This window comes from Methylophilus sp. OH31, from assembly GCF_000576615.1.
Classification (GTDB): domain Bacteria; phylum Pseudomonadota; class Gammaproteobacteria; order Burkholderiales; family Methylophilaceae; genus Methylophilus.
The window spans coordinates 185,316-205,678 of sequence record NZ_BAUS01000007.1 but is presented as its reverse complement, the minus strand read 5'-3'; the positions used below and the strand labels follow the sequence as shown (position 1 = coordinate 205,678).

Genomic DNA, 20,363 nt, shown 5'->3' with positions numbered 1-20,363 from the left:
CTTTCTGATGCTTGCCCCTCAGAAAGTAACCAAAGAGGAGGGCACCCAGCCATCACGGCCTGCGGCTTCCTTGCGTTGCTCAACAAAATAAGCGGTCACGAAACTCGCCCTAGCAGCTTGCACACTGCGCAAGCCGCCGCGGTGCTCAAACAGTCGCTCCCTTCTTCCTTATTTTGTCTCCGCTACTCAGCGTGATGAATGGGATTGATCTCGCCAAACGACCATTAGTGAAAATTTAACGGAAGCATAATTCTTCAGCTTTGCCGATAACCACCAAGAATGGTTGCGCTCAGTTGGTGTTCGGGGTCTCCATCTGCCGCGCCGAGCAACGCAGGGTTGGCGGGGGTAGTCGGCCATCGGCTGTTTGAGCTCCGCAGTGGCTTGCGTTTTGTGCAAGCAGCCAGGGCGAGTTTCGATGGCCGCCCGACAAACCGAGTAGCACAGGAATCAAGTGGAAGCTGGGGTGCATTTCTTTTGGTTACTTGTTCTTTGTGCAAGCAAAGAAAAGTAACTCGCCAACAAGGCGAAAAGCAGCCTTACCAATAAGCGTAGAAAGAATGACCTTATTATCAATCATCCCCAACAACCCTACCCCGCCCCTGCTTCACCACCCCACGTTGCATCTTCCCCGCTACCCGCCGTTTCTTCGATGCCAGCGTCGGCCGTGTCGCATAGCGCACCGCATGCACATGGCTAGCCGCACGTACAACCTCATGCAACCGTGCAATCGCATCCCGTTTATTGGCCTCTTGCGTACGGTATTGCTGGGCTTTGATCACCAGCACACCTTCCGCCGTGATGCGTTGGTCTGTGCTATGCAACAACCGTGCTTTAATCACTTCACTCAGGCTAGAGCTGTGAATATCAAAGCGCAGATGGATGGCTGAAGAGACTTTATTGACGTTTTGACCACCCGCCCCTTGTGCACGTATGGCGCTGAGTGTGTACTCGTGGGCGGCGATCGTGATCATGCTTGCAGGGCGTTATTGATGTAAGTAAAAAAGTCATCCACTTCTTGCTGCACGCGGGTGCGCCTGAAGGGTGGCAGGCTTTGCCAGATACGGCGCCCATAAGGTTTATCGACCAGGCGCGGATCGCAAATCATCAGCACACCGAAATCCTGCTCATCGCGAATCAGGCGCCCGGCACCTTGCTTGAGCGTGATCACGGCATAAGGCAATTGATAGTCCATAAAAGCATTTTTGCCTTCGGCGTTCATTTTTTCGATGCGCGCAGAAAGCACCGGGTCGTCTGGCGGCGCAAATGGCAACTTGTCGATAATGACGCATGACAAGGCTTCACCACGCACATCCACACCTTCCCAGAAACTTTGCGAGCCGACCAGCACGGCGTTGCCGTGGGCGCGGAATCTATCCAGCAATTCGGTGCGGTTACTCTCGCCTTGCATAAGCAGCGGATAGTCCATGCCTTGCTCTTCAAATGCCTGCTTAAGCAGCGCATGCACTTCGCGCATGGCTTTGAGCGAGGTGCACAACACAAAGGCACGACCGCGGCTGGCTTGCAATACTGGCAAACTCATGGCCGCGACTGCCGCCGTGTACGCGCTGCTGTTGGGCTCAGGCATGCCGGAGGGCACGTAGAGCAAGGCCTGCTGGCCATAATCAAACGGGCTTTGCCAATGTTTGGTCTGTGCCGCCAGCAAGCCCATCTGGCCTTGGTAGTGGGTAAAGTCACTTTTCACCGCCAGCGTCGCGGAAGTAAAAATCCAGGCGCGCGGCTGCGCATTGAGTTGCTTGCCAAAACCATCGGCCACACTGAGTGGCGTCGCGTGTAATTGCACACTTTGGCTGAATACTTCGACCCAGCGTACCAGATTGGCATGATTACCTTTTAACCAGGCCTCAAGCAAGGCCAACAGCGCCTCGCCACGTTGCCAGCATTTTTCGAGCAAAGGATCTCGCCCTGCTTGTGTTTCGAGCACTGCGGTCAGGGTGCTCAACGTTTCCAGCAACCGTTGGTAAGCATCATCAAAGTTCTTTAATGATTGCGCTTTCTGCACCGGCATGCGCGCACCTTCAAACTGGAATACCAACCTGAAATCACGGCAGGCTTTCTCCAGTGGCGGCACAGCCTCACTCAGCGGCACGCAGTCTTTGGCCAGCGTCAGGTAGGCCATCTGGCTATCACGCGCCAGGTCCATCAATTGTGAGGTGGAAATATCTTCACCAAAAAACAGGCCGGCGACTTCCGGCAATTGGTGCGCTTCGTCAAACACCACGGTATTGGCGCTAGGCAATAACTCGGCGACGCCTTCATCACGCAACATGACATCGGCAAAAAACAGGTGGTGATTGACCACCACCACATCGGCGGCGAGAGCTTGCTTGCGCGCCTCCATCACAAAACATTGTTTGTAAAACTGGCAATCCTGACCCACGCAATTATCGCGCGTAGAGGTGACCTGCTGCCAGACGGTCGCCTGTTCAGGGACTTCAACCAGTTCAGCTTTATCGCCACTTGTGCTGTTCTCGGCAAAGCTTTGCAAGATGGGAATGTATTGCGCATCTTCGCGCGACTGAAAGCGGCCTTCCTGGCTGGCGCGTTGCAAATGGTAGTGGCAGATATAGTTGGCGCGGCCTTTAAGCATGGCCACCGTCACTGGCACTTTAAGTGCTTCGCGCACTGCGGGCAGGTCGCGTTGATACAATTGGTCTTGCAGGGTTTTGGTGCCGGTAGAAATAATCACCTTACCGCCAGACAATAAGGCAGGTACCAGGTAAGCATACGTTTTACCGGTACCGGTGCCCGCCTCGGCCACCAATTGCTGCTGCTGTTCAATGGCTTCAGCAATCGCTTGTGCCATTTCCTGCTGTTGCGGACGGCTGCGGAAATCAGGCATGGCTTGCGCCAAACACCCATTCTCTAAAAACGCGGAACTGACCTGTTGCTGTAAAGACATACGCTAATTATCCCACGAGCCAGAATAAATCAGACAAGCATTTTTCAAGAATTACATCGATTAAAAGCAGCCACAACAGCAGCAAAAAGGCTAAAAAACTTGCGCATGCTGTTAAAGTATGGCAAGGTTTAGGCCGTAGTCACTTCTGTGTCACCAAAAATCCTCTTATCCAAGCCCTTGATTGTGATGAATAAATCATTTATTCGGCTGGCTGCTTTACTGGTCAGCATGCTGTTATGCCAATGCAAAAGTGTCGCCGCGCCCGGCGATGATAAGCGCTGGCAAAACGCTTACAGCTACTCACAAGAGCAAGTGATGGAAAGCCAGTCCGGCATTGCGGGTTCCTGGTCAGAAAAAGTGGAAGAAATCATGATTCGCGCCCTGAGCCTGACTGGCGTTGACTATAAATATGGCGGCCGCAGCCCGGAAACCGGCTTTGATTGCAGTGGCTTCGTGCAATATGTATTTAAACACGCTGCCCAGATTTCCCTGCCGCCCTCGGCACGCACCATTAGCGAAATGGGCAATACCGTCAAACGCGAAGAATTACAGCCCGGCGACCTGGTATTTTTCAACACATTGAAATCAGCGTTTTCGCATGTCGGCATCTACGTCGGCAACAATCAGTTTATTCACGCCCCGAGAGCGGGCGCCAAAGTGCGTATTGAAAACATGGACGAACGCTACTGGAGCACTCGCTACAACGGCGCCAAGCGCATGGAAGTAGAAGCGTCAAAATAACGCCTCTCTGCACAGCACGCGTTTACTCACTACCTTTACTCGCCAGCACCTTTCACTGGCGTATCACTATGCCCCAGCGAGCGCTCTGGATCGATAAGGTCGCGGATTAATTGCTTCAGTTCTTTGGCCTCGGGAAAACGCCCGGCTTCTTTGCGTGAAAAAATCACGGCGCCATCACAACGCACTTCAAGAACACCGCCGGTCCCCGGCACCAGGCTCACCGATTTTAAATCGGTATCAAACGTCGTCAACAACTCCTGCGCCAGCCAGGCGGCGCGCAACAACCAACGGCACTGTGTACAAAACTCAATTTCTACGATAGGCTTTTGCATATTTCACTCTAAACATTTATTTGCGTGAAGAGTATAGTCAATTTTATTGAAATAGCGGAAAATGAACTTAACAGCGTTCTGTCCACTCTCTGCAAACAGGCTGTCATCAACAGATGCAACTTGACTCTTATTAAAGTAATATTCTTCGCTTAATTGATCACACAAGGCATGGTATGCGTTCCAAATTAGAAAAATTCAGCTTGCTGGGTGCAGGCGTGTTTGTAGGTATCCTGGTGAGTATCAACATTTCCGCCTGGGCAGACAGAACCTCCGTGTCGCAACTGCCTATCGATGAGTTGCGTGTATTTGCCGAAGTGTTCGCTAAAGTTAAATCTGACTACGTTGAACCGGTAGAAGACAAGAAACTGATCAACGAGGCATTGTCCGGCATGTTGCAAGGCCTGGACCCGCACTCTACGTTTATGGATGCCGATGCTTACAAAGAACTGCAGGCAGGCACACAAGGTGAGTTTGGCGGCCTGGGCATTGAAGTTGCCATGGAAGACGGCCTGGTCAAAGTAGTGACACCGATTGAAGACAGCCCTGCTTACAAAGCAGGCCTGAAGTCTGGTGACCTGATCATGAAACTGGATGACACCCAGGTGCGTGGCCTGACACTTAACGATGCAGTGAAACGCATGCGCGGCACACCGGATACCAAAATCGTGTTGACGGTGATTCGCAAAGGCGAGGACAAACCACTCACTTTCACCTTGACCCGCGCCATCATCAAATCACAAAGCGTGAAAAACAAATGGATTGAACAAGGCTATGGCTATGTCCGCATCACACAGTTTCAGGAACGCACCGGTGAAGACCTGGCCAAAGCGTTGAAAAGCTTGCAGACTGAAAACAAAACGCCACTGAAAGGCCTGGTACTCGACCTGCGTAACAACCCTGGTGGTTTGCTGGATGCAGCCGTTGGTGTATCGGCCGCATTTTTACCTAAAGATGACCTGGTGGTGTACACAGAAGGACGTGTAGTCGATTCCAAAATGCGCCTGAATGCAACGCCTATGGATTATGCGCGTCGCGGCAAATCAGATTACCTGAAAGACTTGCCTGAAGAGTTCAAGTCTGTGCCTATCGTGGTGCTGATTAACGCCGGTTCTGCTTCTGCATCTGAAATTGTGGCCGGTGCCTTGCAAGACCATAAGCGCGCCACCATCATGGGTATCCAGAGCTTTGGTAAGGGTTCAGTACAAACCATTCTGCCGATGAATAACGGCAGCGCCATCAAACTGACGACAGCACGTTACTTTACCCCTAACGGCCGTTCGATTCAGGCCAAGGGCATTGTGCCGGATATCACGGTAGATGACGGTTCTGATCCAAGCCTGAGCTTGCATGAAGCCGACCTGAAACGTCACCTGTCTAACCCGACCGATGCCAAAGGCAATGTGGACAGCAAAGCAGCGGATGAAGCAAAATCTCGTGCAGCCGCTGAAAAGCTGAAAGAAGAGAAGCATGCTGAAACACGCGGCCCGATTGAACCAGCCAGCAAAGATGACTTCCAGTTCACGCAAGCCATGAACTTGTTAAAAGGCTTGCCAGTTCAGAAGTCGCAAGAACCTGCTAAAGTAAGCACAGCGAAACCATGATGCCTGTTCTGCTTACCAGCCCAAGCTCGGTAAGCAGACGCCACTCTAAGGAAGCGTACATGTTGACTTTACCACCATTGAGCCTACCTCCACTAAGCTTGGATAAAGCCATCAATGTGCTGGATATGGGCCTGCGCACGGTGTTTAGCCCGGCCATTGCCAGTCGGCCTTATCCGGCGGCCGACATCGGCGCTGACTCGACACTCACGGAGAGTGAACGCAAACATGCGGCAGCACTGATGCGCATCAATCATGTCGGTGAAGTCTGTGCACAAGCACTGTATAGCGGCCAGGCACTGGTATCGCGTGACCAAGCCAATGTGGAAGCCTTGAAACAAGCCTCACGGGATGAAGTCGACCATTTGGCCTGGTGTGAACAGCGCATGCAGGAATTGGGTGGCCGCAAGAGCCTGTTGAATCCTCTGTGGTTTGGCGCCAGCTTTGGCCTGGGCGTCACAGCAGGCCTGCTGGGCGACAAATGGAACCTGGGCTTTTTGGCAGAAACTGAACATCAGGTCTCAACACATTTGCAGAGCCATTTGCAGGAACTGCCCGCACAAGATCATGCTTCGCGCGCCATTGTCGCTCAGATGAAAGAAGACGAAGAGCACCACGCGCAAACAGCCGAACAATTGGGCGGTGCCGCCTTACCTGCCCCGGTCAAGCTAGCGATGCGCTTGGCCTCAAAAGTGATGACCCGCACGGCGTATCACTTGTAAGATTTGTAGTAACCTAGAGTCAACCATGCAAAAATTTAGTGACAACCTCCTCACACTGGACAATGCCGAGCACGTGAAACGCATTGAACTGTATGATGAAAACAATCAGCCAGTTGGTGTGCTTGAAAACAAGCCAGGCACCCAGGGCTCCATCAAGGTCTATCATCACCTGTTCAAGGTGTTTGGTGAGATCAATACCGATGCAGCGGTAGAAGGCCTGGCGCTTTACGCCGAGCACACCGAGGACGCCGAAGACCACCCGGGCAAACACCCGAATATTGATCGCCTGCTCAATGTACTGGATAAAGAGCAAACGCTTTCAATCAAGCTTGTGACCGAATAAGCCCGCACAAGCAGCCATAAAAAAGCCTCCAATCGTTGGAGGCTTTTTTACTATCTGGCAAGGTCAATGTGCCGACACACCAGACATCATGCACTTTGCAAATGGCGTGTAATAGGCGGGTGGTAAATAAACTCCAGCAAATGCCCCACACTGTCCAGGCAATAAAATCCGCGCGAACCATCGCGATGACTTTTTGGCGCCTCGGTAATCCGCACCCCATGGGCGACCATGTGCGTATACCAGTCATCCACGGCCTGCGCATCTGTCAGCACAAAGCCGATATGATCCAGTCGCTGCAATGGGTCTGCTTTGTAATCTACGCGATGCAAGGCAAACACATCGCCATGATTGCTTAAATAAATATTGTCTGGATCAGGCTGCCACTCAATGTGCATACCGACAATCCGCGTATAAAAATCAATCGCAGACTCAAGCTCTTTGATAAACAAGGCCACATGGCGGATGCCTACCATGCCTTTAGGAATGCTCATGCGACTCCGTTACTCAAAACTTGGCGCTTTGATTTCATAACCGTGCGTAATCTCACACGCCTTTTGCAGCATGATGCTGGCAGAGCAATACTTCTCAGCAGATAGTTTCACTGCACGCTCCACCTGTGACTCATTCAAGCCTTCACCGGTCACCACAAAATGCACGTGAATTTTGGTGAACACCTTAGGCACCGTGTCAGCACGTTCCGCCTGAATCTCGGCTACACAATCGACAATCGGCTGACGGGATTTTTTCAATATGGTCACCACATCAAACGAAGTACACGCGCCCATGCCTATCAGCAACATTTCCATTGGGCGCATGCCAATATTGCGGCCGCCATTTTCAGGCGCGCCGTCTAATACCACTGCATGACCCGTTTCGGATTCACCGACAAAACTGACACCATCTATCCATTTCACTTGGACTTGCATTATGACTTTCCAATCATTGAGTGTTTATCTATCGCCAACATTCTCTACTTGGGGGCGATGCACCATAGACACAAGCCACACAAAGTATTGCTGCCCACCATGCCCACCAAGTTGTTGCGATAAACAGAATTATTTTTATTTCACGCCCAGCAGTTCAACATCAAACACCAAGGCCGCATTCGGTGGAATCACGCCACCTGCACCACGTGCGCCATAACCCATGTCAGAAGGAATAATCAGCGTACGCTTGCCTCCCACTTTCATGCCTTGCACACCGACATCCCAACCCTCGATGACCTGGCTGCCACCTAAAAAGAAATTGAATGGCGAATTACGGTCCAGGCTGCTGTCGAACTTTTGGCCTTTGTGGTCTTCTTTGCTGGCGTCATACAGCCAGCCGGTGTAATGCACGGTGACGTTAAAGCCGACTTCAGCTTCGCGACCTGAACCGACCACCGTATCAATTTTTTGTAATTCAGTCACATTGGCAGACATTTGTGCAGATTCCTTCGTATTTGACGAGTTAGATTGCGCTTGGCAACCTGTCATGGCCAGCAGCAATACGCTGAGACCGATTAGTTTGATTGCAGATTTCACTTATTTACTCCCAGAAAACGACCATTATTTTACGCGTTTTTAACCACAAATTATCAGACACAGGCTAACGGCCTTCAATCAATTGTTTAAGCAAGGCATCCTGCACCGCGCGTACTGCAGAAGCACGCGCGTGATTGGCAATCACCACCAGCACATAACGTTTACCAGCCATATCCTGCACATACCCCGCAATGCTGCTCACCCCCTCCAGCGAGCCAGTTTTGAGGTAAGCCATGCCTTTGCTACTCCCCTCTGCCAAGCGCTTTTTGGTAGTGCCGTCCATGCCGAGTATGGGCATAGATGCCATAAGTACCGGCATCAGCGGGCGCTGGTAGGCTGTGACGAGCAACTGTGCCAAATGTTCCGCACTGATACGCTCATTGCGCGATAAGCCGGAACCATTTTCCAGCACCAGCTCAGGGAACTGCAAGCCACGCTGACGCAAGACCTGTTTAAGCGCCAATGCCGCACCTGCCTCATCTGCTGGAGTAAATCCAGCCTCTTGCCCGATGGTCAGCAGCAACTGGCGCGCCATCACATTATTGCTCCACTTATTGATATCGCGCACCACGCTATCCAAAGGTGGAGATAACCAGGTCGTCACCAGTGTATTGGCGTCCGTCGCTGGCGCCAGCACTAACTGGCCGTTGAACTGCCCACCCAATTGCGCCCACAATTTTTTAAAGCTGAAAAATACATATTGCGTGTCGCTAAGCACGCTTAGCTCCAGGTAGCGCTCATCGCACTGGTCAGGCAAGGTACCACTAAACGCCACCGTCACGCCATCCGCTTGCGGCGTGATGCTGTAATGCAAGTCGCCACGCCAATCGTTACACGCCCCTTTGCGAGTCTGCATGGTATTAATCACACGGATTTGCGGTAACTCGAATTCTTGCGAGATTTGTACCACTGGCTTATTGGCCTGACTAGAGACCGCAAAACGGAAACTGGTATTGCGGCCATTGAGCAACAAGGCGCTCGGATTAGCGTTATAGGCACGCCAGGGCTCGTCGTCCAGCACGGGCCGCTGGCTGACTTCTGGCGCATACACGGACAAGTCCAGAATGAGATTGCCTTTGACCTGACGGATGCCTTGCTGCTGCACTTGTTGCAACAGGCGCCAAAACTCAGTGATATTCAATGCGGGGTCGCCATAGCCCTTGATGATTAAATCACCATCGAGCACGCCCTGATTCAGTGTGCCATTGCGATAAACCTCTGTTTTCCAGCGGTAAGCGGGCGTGAGTGCTTCAAGTGCTGCATATGTGGTGACCAGCTTCATCACGCTGGCCGGATTCATGGCTTTGGCGGCATTATGGCTGATGATAGGCCCGCCGCCATCCACAGGCTGCACCACGACTGCCACGCTATCAGCAGGCAATTGTGCTTTGTTTAACGCCTCTTGCAAGTTGGTTGGTAACACAGCGTGGGCCACGGTCACCCAGCAACCACACAATATCAGCAGCCAGCGCATTACAAGCTCTCCACGATGGCGGCTCGCGTTGTTTGTACCAGATGCGCAATATCGGCTGCGGTCAGACAATAGGGCGGCATCCAGTACACCGTGTTGCCTATCGGCCTTAACAGCAAGCCATGCTTCAAGGCAGTGGCATAGCAGTCACGGGCAAATTGCTGGTTCCGGGTATCCACTTCAAATGCAGTAATCATGCCGCGTTGCCGCACATGCCCCAGCGGCAAATCATATCCTGTGGCCGCCGACCATAATTGCTGCGCAGTGTGCTGGTTATCACCAAGTACATCACGCGTTTCAAACAGTTTCAAGGTTGCCAATGCGGCAGCACACGCCAAGGGATTGCCGGTGTAGCTATGACTATGCAAAAAACCTTTTACTGTCTGGTCATGATAAAAGGCCTGATAAACCTTATCGGTCGTCAGCACCACCGACAGCGGCAAATAACCGCCGGTAATACCTTTTGAAAGGCAGATAAAATCCGCAATATCACTCACGCGTTCACCCGCTTGCTCACACGCAAACAAGGTACCGGTACGGCCAAAACCGACGGCGATTTCATCAGCAATGATATGCACCTGGTAACGGCTGCAAATTTCACGCGCCCGCTGCAAATACACCGGGTGATACATTGCCATGCCCGCAGCACCTTGTACCAGCGGCTCAATAATAAACGCGGCTAATTCGGCATGATGCTCAGCGACATAGGCTTCAAGCGCTTCAGCACAACGTAAAGCGTAAGCCTCGTCTGATTCACCTGATTCAGCCAAACGACTATCCGGACTCGGCATTTGCGCCGATTGTAGAATCAATGGCGCATAGGTATCTTTAAAAATCGCTACATCAGTGACACTAAGCGCCCCTAATGTTTCGCCGTGATAACTGTTTTGCAGGCTGATAAATTTGGTTTTTTGCGGCTGCCCGATATTGCTCCAGTAATGAAAACTCATCTTCAGTGCAATTTCGGTAGCACTGGCGCCGTCTGAGCCATAAAACGCGTGGCCCAAGCCGGTTAACGCGGCAAGTTTTTCTGACAACTCAACGACGGGCGCATGTGTAAACCCGGCCAGCATCACGTGCTCCAACTGATCAAGCTGCGCTTTGATCGCATCTTTAATCACCGGCTGGTTATGCCCAAACAGATTCACCCACCAGCTACTCACCGCATCCAGATAAGCTTTGCCTTCGCTATCGAACAGCCATGCACCTTCGCCGCGGGCGATAGGCACCAGCGGGTAACGTTCGTGGTGTTTCATTTGCGTGCAAGGATGCCAGACGGCTTGCAGGGAGCGAGACAGAAGAAATTGATTTGATAAAGGCTGGCTATTATTTTTCAAGAGCTTTGAGTTCCATGACTTGAGCGGCAGTAGGTAACACCATGTGCATGCGACTAATGGTAATCATTTTCCCGCTGGTGTTTGATCGCAAGAATGAGTACTTTATGTTCCAGCCTGTCGTAATGGTAGCTGGCCACATATCCAGTCCTTCCGTGAGAAATCACTAGCTCTCTCAATGCAAGTCCGACTAAGCGACCGGCCAACGGGTGGTCTGCAAGCATTGCTATCGCACTTTTGATAATTTCAAATACGTCCAAGGCCGCTTCTGGATCTTTTTCAAACAGAAAAAGACTTAATCTGAGAAGGTCACTTTGTGACTCTAACGAGTATTCAAGTGTGGCTTTAGCAACCATTATTTCTTATCTCTTACCGGGATAAGCGCTGGCAGTGGTTCACCCTTGAGCTTTGCATAGATGTAAGCATGCACATCCTCTGCAGCGTAAGAAATACCAGTTTCTTTGTAATGTTTGAGCGAAGCTTCTGCACGCGCCAAGAATGCTTGATCCTCTTCGATGCGCTGAGCCTCCGTCGCAATCGCATCCACCATGAATGCATGCGCACTTTTGCCACTCGCTTCTGCAAGTTTCGCCACGCGCTCTTTAAGTTCGTCCGAAAGCTTTAAACTGGTTGTAGCCATTGCAAGGCCTTTCACATACAAAAGTGTTACCAAGGTAACACCTCAACCTTTACCTGTCAAACGCCGCTTTATGATATAGTTCGCATCTTATTGATTTATATGCATAATCCATGCAAAAAACCCGCAAACATCTCGAACTGCTCGCCCCGGCCAAAAATGCCGATTACGGCATTGAAGCCATTAATCACGGCGCCGATGCGGTGTATATCGGCGGCCCGGCCTTTGGTGCGCGCGCCAAGGCGCCGAATACGGTGCAGGACATTGCGCGCCTGGTGCAACATGCGCATAAATTTCATGCCGAAGTGTTTGTCGCACTGAATACCATCTTTCACGATAACGAGCTTGAAGGCGTACGCCAGCTGGTGCATCAACTGTATGACAGCGGCGTCGACGCCCTGATCGTGCAGGACATGGGCTTGCTGGAACTGGATTTACCGCCGATCCAGCTACACGCCAGTACACAAACTGATATCCGCACCGTTGAAAAAGCGCAGTTTCTGGACCAGGTAGGTTTTAGCCAGATTGTGCTGGCGCGTGAGCTGGATATTGCCACGGTGAGAAAAATCGCAGACGCGACCACTGCCAATCTGGAATACTTTATCCACGGCGCACTATGTGTGGCGTTTAGCGGTCAGTGCTTTATCAGCCACGCGCATACGGGGCGTAGCGCCAACCGCGGCGAATGCTCGCAGGAATGCCGCTTGCCTTATACGCTGGAAGACCAGAAAGGCCGCATCATCGGCAAAGACAAACATTATCTGTCGATGAAAGATAACGACCAGAGTGCCAACCTGCGCGCCCTGATCGCAGCGGGAGTAAGCAGCTTCAAGATTGAAGGTCGCTACAAAGACCTGCCTTATGTCAAAAATGCCACGGCGCATTATCGCCAGTTGCTGGACGAGATTCTGGAAGAGATGCCGCAATACGCTAAATCTTCCGCCGGTCACGCTACTTACACCTTCACGCCGCAGCCGGAAAAAACCTTTAACCGTAGTGCCACCGATTATTTTGCCAATGGCCGCCAGGCGGATATTGGTGCGTTTGATACTCCAAAATTCTCGGGAGAAACATTGGGTACGGTACGCAAAGTCGGTAAGGATTTTATCGATGTTGCCACTGACATTGCATTGCACAATGGCGACGGCGTCTGCTTTTTTGATGTGCATAAAGAGTTGGTCGGCTTGCGCGTGAACACGGTGCAGGCGCTGGACAAATACACGTACCGTCTGTTTCCAAACGAAATGCCAGCGGATATCCGCAACAATACGCAACTGTATCGCAACCGCGACCATGCGTTTATGCGCCTGCTGGAAAAAGACTCAGCCACACGCAAAATCGCACTGGATGCCGTGTTTTACGAAACCAAAGATGGCTTTGCACTCACACTGAATGACGAACAAGGCTTTAGCGCCACGGCTCAATACGATGCCGAGAAACAGCTTGCTAACGACACGCAAAAAGCCGAAGCCTCGCTCAGGGAGAATCTAGCCAAACTAGGCAATACCGACTTTGTTGCCAGAGAAATCAGCCTGGAGCTCACTCAATTCTGGTTCTTGCCTGCCTCTGTGGTCAATCAATTACGCCGCGATGCTGTTGAACAATTGCTGGAAATCAGAACCATGGGCTATGAGCGCCCGCCACTACGCGCTGCAGCCGAACCATCAGCCATTTACCCGCAAGATAGCCTGAGCTACCTGGCCAACGTCTACAACCAGAAAGCACGCGACTTTTATCACAAGCACGGTGTCAAACTGATCGCCAGCGCTTATGAAGCCAATGAAGAACTGGACGAAGTGCCGGTGATGATCACCAAACACTGTTTACGCTTTAGCCATGGCTTGTGCCCTAAAGAGGCTAAAGGCGTGATTGGCGTACAAGGCACTGTCACGGCGGAGCCAATGACGCTTATCAGCGGCAACGATCGCTATACGCTCAAATTTGACTGCAAACCATGCGAAATGCATGTCATGGGCAAAGTGCGCAAACATATCCTGCAGATTGCACCACCGCAGCCGATTACCTTCTTCGACAAACGCCCAGCCTAAGGTGCGGCGGCATTAAATTGCCAACGTTGTTGTTTTCAGGCAAGCTGATGCCACGCTTAAAAGATCCTAGCCATGACTGAATACGCTTATCTGCTCAAAGTAGCAATTGCCCTAATTGCCATCGTTAACCCCATCGGTTGCCTGCCTATTTTTATCAGTGCTACCAGCGGCTGGAGCAAGGCAGAACGGGCGCGCACTGCACGCACGGTCGCCATGACTGTCATGATCGTGCTGTGCGTCTCCGCTTTTATTGGTGACCTCATTCTAGACTTCTTCGGCATCACCATTCCCTCATTCCAGGTCGGCGGCGGTATCCTGCTGCTACTGATTTCGATCTCCATGATGCATGGCAAGCAAGGCGGGACGCGCCAAACTGCTGAAGAGGCACAAGACATGGCCGAGCGTGAAGTGATCGCCATTGTGCCGCTCAGCATCCCGCTACTGGCCGGGCCAGGGGCTATTTCCAGCATGATTCTTACCGCACAACAACACCCGGGCTTTTGGGGGCATTTAAGCCTAGTGCTGCCTGTCGCGCTAATTGCTTTATTTATCTGGGGCCTGCTGCAATTGGCCGATGGCATCACTCACTACCTCGGCACCATAGGCATTAATATCGTGACGCGCCTGATGGGGCTAATTCTGGCAGCCATGTCAGTGGAGTTTATCGCGCATGGGCTGACAGGATTGTTTCCTAGGCTAATTGGATAGCTAGTTTATGATACTTAGAATAAATAGGTTTAGATTGTTGCGATGTAATTTGCCTGAATCCATTGATTGCCAACAATTAGCGACAAATGAGAGAAGTTACTTTAATGGCGAGAATCTGCGCTAAGGTCCTGCACCCAACCACGTTAGGTCACATCCCATTGCAGTGATCCCATTCTTGCCTTTTCAGAAACGATCGGATGAGCATCGATGGGTTTGAGTAATTTGGATAGCTTTTGTTTTACATCAGCAGGATTAATCGCTCGAGGCCTTAACTTGGAGTGCTTGGCAGGTTGCTCAAGGTGCAAAACCACTCGAATACGACTCGCCTCCAAAGCCACTTGGGCCAATGCCTGCTCCTCTGCTTCGGTGGAGTGGAGTTTGGCGGGGAGTAAGGCAGCTAGGGTATCAAATACCTTTTGAGCCACTTCATCAGCCAAGTCAGTTGGCTTGGTACGTTGGTGATCTCGATAATCCTTTACTTCGATGAACCAAGATGTTTGGGCCGGGCAGACAACTAGCAAGTCAATAGACTTTATACCATTCCGCATCCGCGAAAACTGATTACGGTAAAACACCCACTCATCAAACTTACCAACTTGCCAATCATCAAGAAAATCAAAATCCAGTCCATCCACATTTAAACGCTGCATCGCTAAACCTCACTGGCTAGGTAACGATCAGATTGAGCTAACTCTTCATCGAGTGCGGCAATATCACCAATATCATCCACGGAGTTACCTTGTTCCACAATTACACCATTTTCGGAGGCGTGAAGACCAAAGAATCTTGATTTGAGCTGCTCATTCTTTTTCTCGGTAAGCAGCATCTCGATTTCCCGAAGTAAGAATAGACTATGTGTGGCAATGAAAACCTGAATACCGCTAGTACTTAAGTCGAGAATGCTGCGGGCGATTCCTTTGATTAAACGCGGATTGAGATTTGCTTCTGGCTCATCCCAAAATAAATATCCTTTATCCAATAATGCACCAGTTGCAATCAGTCGTGCCAACATTCCAAGTTTCCGCAACCCCTCAGCTACCAATGGCATTTCCATGCGGCCGGCTTGGTTTTTTAAGTAAAATCGGCCATTTTTATCTAACTCTATTGCTCCATCCATAGCCTCTTCTAAGGGCTGCAATAGTTTTCTAATTCGCTCTTCCTTTGGACCTTTTTGTAGAGGCGCACCAAGAAGCAAACACGTATCCCGCCAAGTTTCCTCAAACTCAAGGTAATGACCCTCGTATATTGAAATGAAGTTTGGAAAAATTGTGAGTAGTTCTCGCGTTGGCAAGTATGCTGGAGACGTATCAACCCAAGCCTTCGGAAGATCGTCAATATTGACCTCTGATTTACTCTGAGTTGCAAATCCAAAACTAATGTTTTGACTTGCATCGGAGAATTTTAGGTGTATATCGCAACGCTCTCTGCCTTGCTTGCGTCTGGCGAGTCTCCCTAGATACTCTGGACGAAAGATATTAACAAGTTTATTGGCAAGTTGAGTTTGCAGTGCTGTTTTAGTAGGCAGGAGATTTTGATTTTTCCGAGCATTGTCGGCACTGACCGCCAATACTGCATAGATCATTTTCAAAAGATGGGTTTTGCCCGCACCATTTTCTCCAACGATTACATTTAGGTTCTTGCCGAAATCTAGATTAGCATCAGAAAATACGGTCAAATTTCTGAGAGTCATCTTTTTGAGCATGTAGGTCCTCTGTAGCCACTATTAATAGTTAAGTAAGCAAACATAATATCTTTGAACTAACCGATTCACCATTTATTATACTTCACAGAGTATATACAGAACTTCATTTTCAGTAATCATCAATCGCCCCTAATCAACCTCTTAACATTCAGACTCTAACTACTACTCCCCCAATCAACCACTTAGCGGTAAAATAGCGCTTTTAACGAAACCTGCGCATTTTGAATTCCACTGTTTCAAATCCATCGAAATCCTCCCAGCAATGGAAGCCCAACGTCACCGTGGCTGCCATCATTGAACAGGACGGCAAGTTTTTGCTGGTTGAAGAAACCACAGACCGTGGTAACCGCTTTAACCAGCCTGCCGGGCACCTGGAAGAAAACGAGACGATTATCGCTGCGGCGATCCGTGAGACGCTGGAAGAAACCGCTTACGACTTCACGCCTGAAGCATTGGTGGGCATTTATCACTGGCAGCATCCGCTCAACGGTATTACCTATTTGCGCTTTGCCTTTACTGGCAAGCTGGGCGCGCATTACCCAGCGCAGGCATTGGACGATGGCATACTCCGCACGGTGTGGAAATCTGAAGCCGAGATCGCTGCGGAAGGCGAGCTGATGCGTAGTCCGCAAGTGTTATTGTGTGTGCAGGATTACCTGGCAGGTAAACGTTATTCTTTAGACATTTTGAAGCATTTGGGCCAAGCATTATGAGTAAGCCACATGTCATCGTCGGGTTGTCCGGCGGCGTAGATTCCTCCGTCACGGCCTTGTTGTTAAAACAACAAGGCTACCAGGTCACCGGTTTGTTTATGAAAAACTGGGAAGACGATGATACTGACGAATACTGTTCTTCACGTCAGGATTTGATTGATGCCGTGTCTGCGGCTGACAAGATCGGTATCGACATCGAAACCGTGAATTTTAGCGCCGAGTATAAAGAGCGAGTGTTCGCTAACTTTTTACAGGAATACCAGGCTGGTCGTACGCCTAACCCGGATATTCTGTGTAATGCCGAAATCAAATTTAAGGCATTTCTGGATCATGCCATGGGCATGGGGGCGGATTTGATCGCCACCGGCCACTATGCGCAAGTACGTGAAAACCCGATTCAGCCTGGCAACTTTCAACTGCTCAAAGCCGATGACGGCAGTAAAGACCAAAGTTACTTTTTGTCGCGCCTGAATCAGGCACAGCTTTCAAAAACATTGTTTCCGCTGGGCAAACACCTTAAACGTGAAGTACGTGAAATTGCACGTGAGCATGGCCTGGCCAATGCAGAAAAAAAGGATTCCACCGGTATTTGCTTTATTGGCGAACGTCCGTTCCAGGAGTTTTTGCAACGCTATTTACCACGTCATCCTGGCATCATGCGCACGCCTGAAGGCAAAGTGGTTGGTGAACACGAAGGCTTGATGTATTACACCATCGGCCAGCGCCAGGGCCTTAAAATTGGCGGTAGCCGCGAGAGCAATGGCGAGCCATGGTTTGTTGCCGCCAAGCATATGGCGGATAACGAGTTGATTGTCGTGCAAGGTCATGATCACCCACTGCTACAAAGCGATGGTTTAAAAGCGGGCCAGTTACACTGGATCAGCGGTGAAGAGCCTCAAACTAACTGGGTATACGCGGCCAAAACACGTTACCGCCAACCCGATGCGCCTTGTGAAGTGGATGCGGTGAATGCTGAAGAAGCCACCATTCGCTTTGGCCAGCACCAGTGGGCAATCACCCCAGGCCAGAGCGTGGTGGTGTATGAAAGTAATGTCTGCCTGGGCGGCGGCATTATTACCGGTGCCATTTAACCCATTCGCAAGGCATGGTTATTGCTTCTGCTTGCATAATATAATCAAAATGAACGCCAAGTGACGAGGAATGACACCTAATGGCCTACGTATTAAAAAATAAAGAAGGTGCAATTATTGCGGCAAGCCCAGATACGCAAGTGGCCGCGGACTGGGTTGAAATTGATAATGCAGATACCGAATATCTGTGTTTTCTGGATGATGAGCTAAAAAAACACCACACCTTTCGTGAAAGTGATATCCAGTTGGCACGTGTGCTGGAAGACTTAATCAGCATATTGATTGATCGCAGCCTGATCAGCTTTACCGACTTCCCAAGCCCGGCGCAAAAACGCCTGAATGAGCGGCAAACCCTGCGTCATAAAAACAACCTGCATCTGCTGGCTGACGACGACATACCGCCGCTGTAATCCCTATGCACGTGCAGGAATTGTCTGCTTAATCAGAAAATTCCTGCAACAATACTGTACGCCCCGCCCTTCTGCCTGATATCTATACATATAGCGCTTTGTTTACAAGCGCAGACAGCTTCACCAGCTATAAAAGTGTCCACTCACTTATACCCTGCCTCAGCAATCGACAAAGCTTTTAATTCAGCATCATTGCTCACCCATGTCGCATAACCTCAATGCCTATTGTCACCCATACATGAAATTGACAATCATTCTCATTATCAATTAGCATATAGATTCCCAAAGGATTTATAAAATAATGAGGAGAGGTTCACATGACACACACTCACAGCGTACTGATTTCACTGGCATGCATATTTGCCGCGAAAAGAAACGGGGGGCAGCGATGAGCCCCTGGTTGAAACATATACGAAACGCATCGCTACTGACATGCCTGCTCTCTGGCACCGCGTGGGGTGGTTACTATCCTATGTACGCGAGCTGGCCACAGCCTAATGGCATAGGCTCAGACATCACGCTGACCTACAGCTTCAGCAATCTGTTCGACGGCGGCGTAATCAGCACCAATGGGCAATCGCTTTCAGTAGACATCATGCGCAGCGCGTTTGAACAGGCGTTTGCTGACTATGCTGCAGTCTTGCCCATTCACTTTATTGAAGTTGCTGACGCCGGCGGCCCATTGCCGGAAACCGGACAATACGACCCCACAGGCTTGGCAGATATCCGTATCGGTGTCGTCCCTTACATCAGCGATGCAAATGCCTACGCTTATTTTCCACAAAATACAGCGGTCAATGGACTGGCTGGTGATGTCGTCTTTAATGGCCAGCGTTTTGGCCTGGGCTGGACACAAACAATCTTCTATTCAGTTGCCCAACATGAACTTGGACACTCTTTAGGCATGGGTCATTACATCAATGCAGATGAGTCGCCTGACGACACAATAGCAAATGCTGCATATACCGGCCCCATTTTCCCATTAGATAGCATGATGATCACGGCACTCCAAAATGTATATGGCGCAGGGCTTGGTTCAGTCACACCACTGTCAACGGTGCCTGAACCGAACACCTGGGCATTACTGCTGGCCGGACTGTCACTGTTAATACTTGGCCGACGAGAAAGAAAGCCCACATGAAATCATTACACAAAGTACTCACGGCAGCAGGCTTGCTGCTCGCCCTGCCCGCACATGCCTTGACCATAGAGTTTGACTACACTTATGACACCAGAGGCTTTTTTACCGACCTGACGACAGGCACGCCGATGACTGAACGCAGGGCCTTACTAGAGCAAGCTGCGTCATTCTATAGTGGCTTTACAGACGCCCTGACCGCCATTACACCCCAAGCAGGCGATAGCTGGTCGGTGCAAATCACGCATCCAAGCTTAGGCGGCCCCTTGATCACACTGAGCAATATCGATATTGCTGCGGACACCTTGCGCATTTATGTCGGCGGCTCAAACTCTGCGCCCGGCGTTCTGGGCTTTGCCAACACAGGATTCAATCTGACAGCCAGTGGTTCTGATACTTTTATTGATGCAGTCACCACACGTGGACAAGAAAATACCACTGGATCAACAGCAACAGATTATGGAGTTTGGGGCGGGATGATTTGGTTCAATGCTGCCAATGACTGGTATTTTGGCAGTGATACCAGCGGCTTGACCGCAGGCCACCCAGACTTCCTGACCACAGCAACACATGAACTTGGGCACATTCTGGGTTACGGCGAAGCAGACTCCTGGCTGGCACAAATTGATAACGGCTACTTCACCGGAGCCGCCTCCGTGGCTGCTTACGGCAGCGCCGTGCCACTTGATCAATATGGCAGTCATTGGGCCAATGACACCATGAGCACCTATCAGGGCGTGGCACAGGAAACATTGATGGATCCAAGCACAATGCCAGGCACCCGTGAACTACCAACCCTATTAGATTATGCCGCCTTCAAAGATATTGGCTGGCAGGTCAATGTAACCACTGTGCCTGAACCTGATACTTACGCCCTGCTACTGACAGGGTTGGCTTTGATCGGTTTATCATCGCGTCGCCGGGCAGCTTAA

23 protein-coding genes are annotated in these 20,363 nt (G+C 50.6%); 11 read left to right on the top strand and 12 right to left on the bottom strand.

What is annotated here, in order from left to right; all coding sequences use genetic code 11:
- Window positions 1-569: 569 nt before the first annotated feature.
- Together arfB and OH31_RS10235 are read right to left on the bottom strand one after the other, a co-directional pair.
- Window positions 570-971: an alternative ribosome rescue aminoacyl-tRNA hydrolase ArfB gene (arfB, locus tag OH31_RS10240; RefSeq protein WP_024930645.1), complete on the bottom strand. Its 402-nt coding sequence runs from the start codon at window positions 969-971 to the stop codon at window positions 570-572.
- Window positions 968-2,920: an ATP-dependent DNA helicase gene (locus OH31_RS10235; RefSeq protein WP_024930644.1), complete on the bottom strand. Its 1,953-nt coding sequence runs from the start codon at window positions 2,918-2,920 to the stop codon at window positions 968-970. The genes arfB and OH31_RS10235 overlap by 4 nt, the downstream gene beginning before the upstream one ends.
- 186 nt (window positions 2,921-3,106) lie before the next feature.
- Here OH31_RS10235 and OH31_RS10230 point away from each other — a divergent pair, with 186 nt between their 5' ends.
- Complete coding sequence (locus OH31_RS10230; RefSeq protein ID WP_024930643.1) at window positions 3,107-3,661, top strand: C40 family peptidase; 555 nt, start codon at window positions 3,107-3,109, stop codon at window positions 3,659-3,661.
- Between the two features lie 35 nt (window positions 3,662-3,696).
- On the opposite strand, the gene OH31_RS10225 is transcribed toward OH31_RS10230, so the two are convergent.
- On the bottom strand, window positions 3,697-3,993 hold the full coding sequence (locus tag OH31_RS10225; RefSeq protein ID WP_024930642.1) for a SelT/SelW/SelH family protein: 297 nt from the start codon (window positions 3,991-3,993) through the stop codon (window positions 3,697-3,699).
- A 173-nt stretch (window positions 3,994-4,166) separates the two neighbouring features.
- Here OH31_RS10225 and OH31_RS10220 point away from each other — a divergent pair, with 173 nt between their 5' ends.
- Genes OH31_RS10220 through OH31_RS10210 form a run of 3 tightly spaced genes read left to right on the top strand, consistent with a single transcriptional unit; the run spans window position 4,167 to window position 6,656 of the window.
- Window positions 4,167-5,594: a S41 family peptidase gene (locus OH31_RS10220; protein ID WP_019883378.1), complete on the top strand. Its 1,428-nt coding sequence runs from the start codon at window positions 4,167-4,169 to the stop codon at window positions 5,592-5,594.
- A gap of 59 nt (window positions 5,595-5,653) precedes the next feature.
- Complete coding sequence (gene coq7, locus OH31_RS10215) at window positions 5,654-6,313, top strand: 2-polyprenyl-3-methyl-6-methoxy-1,4-benzoquinone monooxygenase (RefSeq protein WP_024930641.1); 660 nt, start codon at window positions 5,654-5,656, stop codon at window positions 6,311-6,313.
- A 25-nt stretch (window positions 6,314-6,338) separates the two neighbouring features.
- The gene (locus OH31_RS10210; RefSeq protein ID WP_024930640.1) at window positions 6,339-6,656 is read left to right on the top strand and encodes a DUF2322 family protein; all 318 of its coding nucleotides are present in this window, start codon (window positions 6,339-6,341) and stop codon (window positions 6,654-6,656) included.
- Between the two features lie 86 nt (window positions 6,657-6,742).
- Here OH31_RS10210 and OH31_RS10205 read toward each other — a convergent pair whose 3' ends face one another.
- The 7 genes from OH31_RS10205 to OH31_RS10170 form a co-directional block, all read right to left on the bottom strand.
- Entirely contained in the window at window positions 6,743-7,147 is a 405-nt protein-coding gene (locus tag OH31_RS10205) for a VOC family protein (RefSeq protein ID WP_024930639.1), read from the bottom strand.
- 9 nt (window positions 7,148-7,156) lie between these two features.
- Complete coding sequence (locus tag OH31_RS10200; RefSeq protein ID WP_019883384.1) at window positions 7,157-7,582, bottom strand: OsmC family protein; 426 nt, start codon at window positions 7,580-7,582, stop codon at window positions 7,157-7,159.
- Between the two features lie 135 nt (window positions 7,583-7,717).
- Window positions 7,718-8,131, bottom strand: a complete 414-nt coding sequence (locus tag OH31_RS10195) for an FKBP-type peptidyl-prolyl cis-trans isomerase (protein ID WP_198289772.1) — start codon at window positions 8,129-8,131, stop codon at window positions 7,718-7,720.
- A 112-nt stretch (window positions 8,132-8,243) separates the two neighbouring features.
- Window positions 8,244-9,653: a D-alanyl-D-alanine carboxypeptidase/D-alanyl-D-alanine-endopeptidase gene (gene dacB / locus OH31_RS10185; RefSeq protein WP_024930638.1), complete on the bottom strand. Its 1,410-nt coding sequence runs from the start codon at window positions 9,651-9,653 to the stop codon at window positions 8,244-8,246.
- Window positions 9,653-10,906, bottom strand: a complete 1,254-nt coding sequence (gene bioA, locus OH31_RS10180; protein ID WP_024930637.1) for an adenosylmethionine--8-amino-7-oxononanoate transaminase — start codon at window positions 10,904-10,906, stop codon at window positions 9,653-9,655. Before bioA ends, dacB begins: the two co-directional genes overlap by 1 nt.
- Window positions 10,907-11,040: 134 nt before the next feature.
- Window positions 11,041-11,340 carry a type II toxin-antitoxin system RelE/ParE family toxin gene (locus tag OH31_RS10175; RefSeq protein WP_019883388.1) on the bottom strand — a complete coding sequence of 100 codons (300 nt, stop codon included), beginning with the start codon at window positions 11,338-11,340 and terminating at the stop codon, window positions 11,041-11,043.
- Complete coding sequence (locus OH31_RS10170) at window positions 11,340-11,624, bottom strand: CopG family ribbon-helix-helix protein (RefSeq protein WP_024930636.1); 285 nt, start codon at window positions 11,622-11,624, stop codon at window positions 11,340-11,342. The genes OH31_RS10175 and OH31_RS10170 overlap by 1 nt, the downstream gene beginning before the upstream one ends.
- Before the next feature lie 110 nt (window positions 11,625-11,734).
- Between OH31_RS10170 and OH31_RS10165 the strand changes: the two genes are divergently transcribed.
- Together OH31_RS10165 and OH31_RS10160 are read left to right on the top strand one after the other, a co-directional pair.
- Window positions 11,735-13,669: a U32 family peptidase gene (locus tag OH31_RS10165; protein WP_024930635.1), complete on the top strand. Its 1,935-nt coding sequence runs from the start codon at window positions 11,735-11,737 to the stop codon at window positions 13,667-13,669.
- 72 nt (window positions 13,670-13,741) lie between these two features.
- The gene (locus OH31_RS10160) at window positions 13,742-14,377 is read left to right on the top strand and encodes a YchE family NAAT transporter (RefSeq protein ID WP_024930634.1); all 636 of its coding nucleotides are present in this window, start codon (window positions 13,742-13,744) and stop codon (window positions 14,375-14,377) included.
- 143 nt (window positions 14,378-14,520) lie between these two features.
- Here the strand turns inward: OH31_RS10160 and OH31_RS10155 are convergent, their stop codons facing one another.
- A complete protein-coding gene (locus OH31_RS10155; RefSeq protein WP_024930633.1) occupies window positions 14,521-15,027 on the bottom strand; it encodes a hypothetical protein in 507 nt (168 codons plus the stop codon).
- Between the two features lie 2 nt (window positions 15,028-15,029).
- Window positions 15,030-16,079, bottom strand: coding sequence for an ATP/GTP-binding protein (locus OH31_RS10150; protein WP_024930632.1), 1,050 nt, complete (start codon window positions 16,077-16,079; stop codon window positions 15,030-15,032).
- Window positions 16,080-16,360: 281 nt separating this feature from the next.
- Here OH31_RS10150 and OH31_RS10145 point away from each other — a divergent pair, with 281 nt between their 5' ends.
- The 5 genes from OH31_RS10145 to OH31_RS10125 all read left to right on the top strand — a co-directional run bounded on the left by OH31_RS10145 (window position 16,361) and on the right by OH31_RS10125 (window position 20,363).
- Window positions 16,361-16,792 (top strand): NUDIX hydrolase, encoded by a 432-nt coding sequence (locus OH31_RS10145; protein ID WP_019883393.1) that lies wholly within the window; start codon window positions 16,361-16,363, stop codon window positions 16,790-16,792.
- Window positions 16,789-17,883, top strand: coding sequence for a tRNA 2-thiouridine(34) synthase MnmA (gene mnmA, locus OH31_RS10140; protein WP_019883394.1), 1,095 nt, complete (start codon window positions 16,789-16,791; stop codon window positions 17,881-17,883). Before OH31_RS10145 ends, mnmA begins: the two co-directional genes overlap by 4 nt.
- An 80-nt stretch (window positions 17,884-17,963) precedes the next feature.
- The gene (locus tag OH31_RS10135; protein ID WP_024930631.1) at window positions 17,964-18,293 is read left to right on the top strand and encodes a hypothetical protein; all 330 of its coding nucleotides are present in this window, start codon (window positions 17,964-17,966) and stop codon (window positions 18,291-18,293) included.
- Between the two features lie 472 nt (window positions 18,294-18,765).
- Window positions 18,766-19,434 (top strand): PEP-CTERM sorting domain-containing protein, encoded by a 669-nt coding sequence (locus OH31_RS10130; RefSeq protein ID WP_024930630.1) that lies wholly within the window; start codon window positions 18,766-18,768, stop codon window positions 19,432-19,434.
- The gene (locus OH31_RS10125; protein WP_024930629.1) at window positions 19,431-20,363 is read left to right on the top strand and encodes a PEP-CTERM sorting domain-containing protein; all 933 of its coding nucleotides are present in this window, start codon (window positions 19,431-19,433) and stop codon (window positions 20,361-20,363) included. Before OH31_RS10130 ends, OH31_RS10125 begins: the two co-directional genes overlap by 4 nt.

Coding starts and splice junctions, on each gene's coding strand:
- OH31_RS10150 (WP_024930632.1), bottom strand. CDS start 16,079: ATGCTCAAAAAGATGACTCTCAGAAATTTGACCGTATTTTCTGATGCT.
- OH31_RS10130 (WP_024930630.1), top strand. CDS start 18,766: ATGTACGCGAGCTGGCCACAGCCTAATGGCATAGGCTCAGACATCACG.
- OH31_RS10230 (WP_024930643.1), top strand. CDS start 3,107: ATGAATAAATCATTTATTCGGCTGGCTGCTTTACTGGTCAGCATGCTG.
- OH31_RS10170 (WP_024930636.1), bottom strand. CDS start 11,624: ATGGCTACAACCAGTTTAAAGCTTTCGGACGAACTTAAAGAGCGCGTG.
- arfB (WP_024930645.1), bottom strand. CDS start 971: ATGATCACGATCGCCGCCCACGAGTACACACTCAGCGCCATACGTGCA.
- mnmA (WP_019883394.1), top strand. CDS start 16,789: ATGAGTAAGCCACATGTCATCGTCGGGTTGTCCGGCGGCGTAGATTCC.
- OH31_RS10225 (WP_024930642.1), bottom strand. CDS start 3,993: ATGCAAAAGCCTATCGTAGAAATTGAGTTTTGTACACAGTGCCGTTGG.
- OH31_RS10135 (WP_024930631.1), top strand. CDS start 17,964: ATGGCCTACGTATTAAAAAATAAAGAAGGTGCAATTATTGCGGCAAGC.
- bioA (WP_024930637.1), bottom strand. CDS start 10,906: ATGAAACACCACGAACGTTACCCGCTGGTGCCTATCGCCCGCGGCGAA.
- OH31_RS10210 (WP_024930640.1), top strand. CDS start 6,339: ATGCAAAAATTTAGTGACAACCTCCTCACACTGGACAATGCCGAGCAC.
- OH31_RS10155 (WP_024930633.1), bottom strand. CDS start 15,027: ATGCAGCGTTTAAATGTGGATGGACTGGATTTTGATTTTCTTGATGAT.
- OH31_RS10195 (WP_198289772.1), bottom strand. CDS start 8,131: ATGACAGGTTGCCAAGCGCAATCTAACTCGTCAAATACGAAGGAATCT.
- OH31_RS10235 (WP_024930644.1), bottom strand. CDS start 2,920: ATGTCTTTACAGCAACAGGTCAGTTCCGCGTTTTTAGAGAATGGGTGT.
- dacB (WP_024930638.1), bottom strand. CDS start 9,653: ATGCGCTGGCTGCTGATATTGTGTGGTTGCTGGGTGACCGTGGCCCAC.
- OH31_RS10125 (WP_024930629.1), top strand. CDS start 19,431: ATGAAATCATTACACAAAGTACTCACGGCAGCAGGCTTGCTGCTCGCC.
- OH31_RS10165 (WP_024930635.1), top strand. CDS start 11,735: ATGCAAAAAACCCGCAAACATCTCGAACTGCTCGCCCCGGCCAAAAAT.
- OH31_RS10220 (WP_019883378.1), top strand. CDS start 4,167: ATGCGTTCCAAATTAGAAAAATTCAGCTTGCTGGGTGCAGGCGTGTTT.
- OH31_RS10160 (WP_024930634.1), top strand. CDS start 13,742: ATGACTGAATACGCTTATCTGCTCAAAGTAGCAATTGCCCTAATTGCC.
- OH31_RS10205 (WP_024930639.1), bottom strand. CDS start 7,147: ATGAGCATTCCTAAAGGCATGGTAGGCATCCGCCATGTGGCCTTGTTT.
- OH31_RS10200 (WP_019883384.1), bottom strand. CDS start 7,582: ATGCAAGTCCAAGTGAAATGGATAGATGGTGTCAGTTTTGTCGGTGAA.
- coq7 (WP_024930641.1), top strand. CDS start 5,654: ATGTTGACTTTACCACCATTGAGCCTACCTCCACTAAGCTTGGATAAA.
- OH31_RS10175 (WP_019883388.1), bottom strand. CDS start 11,340: ATGGTTGCTAAAGCCACACTTGAATACTCGTTAGAGTCACAAAGTGAC.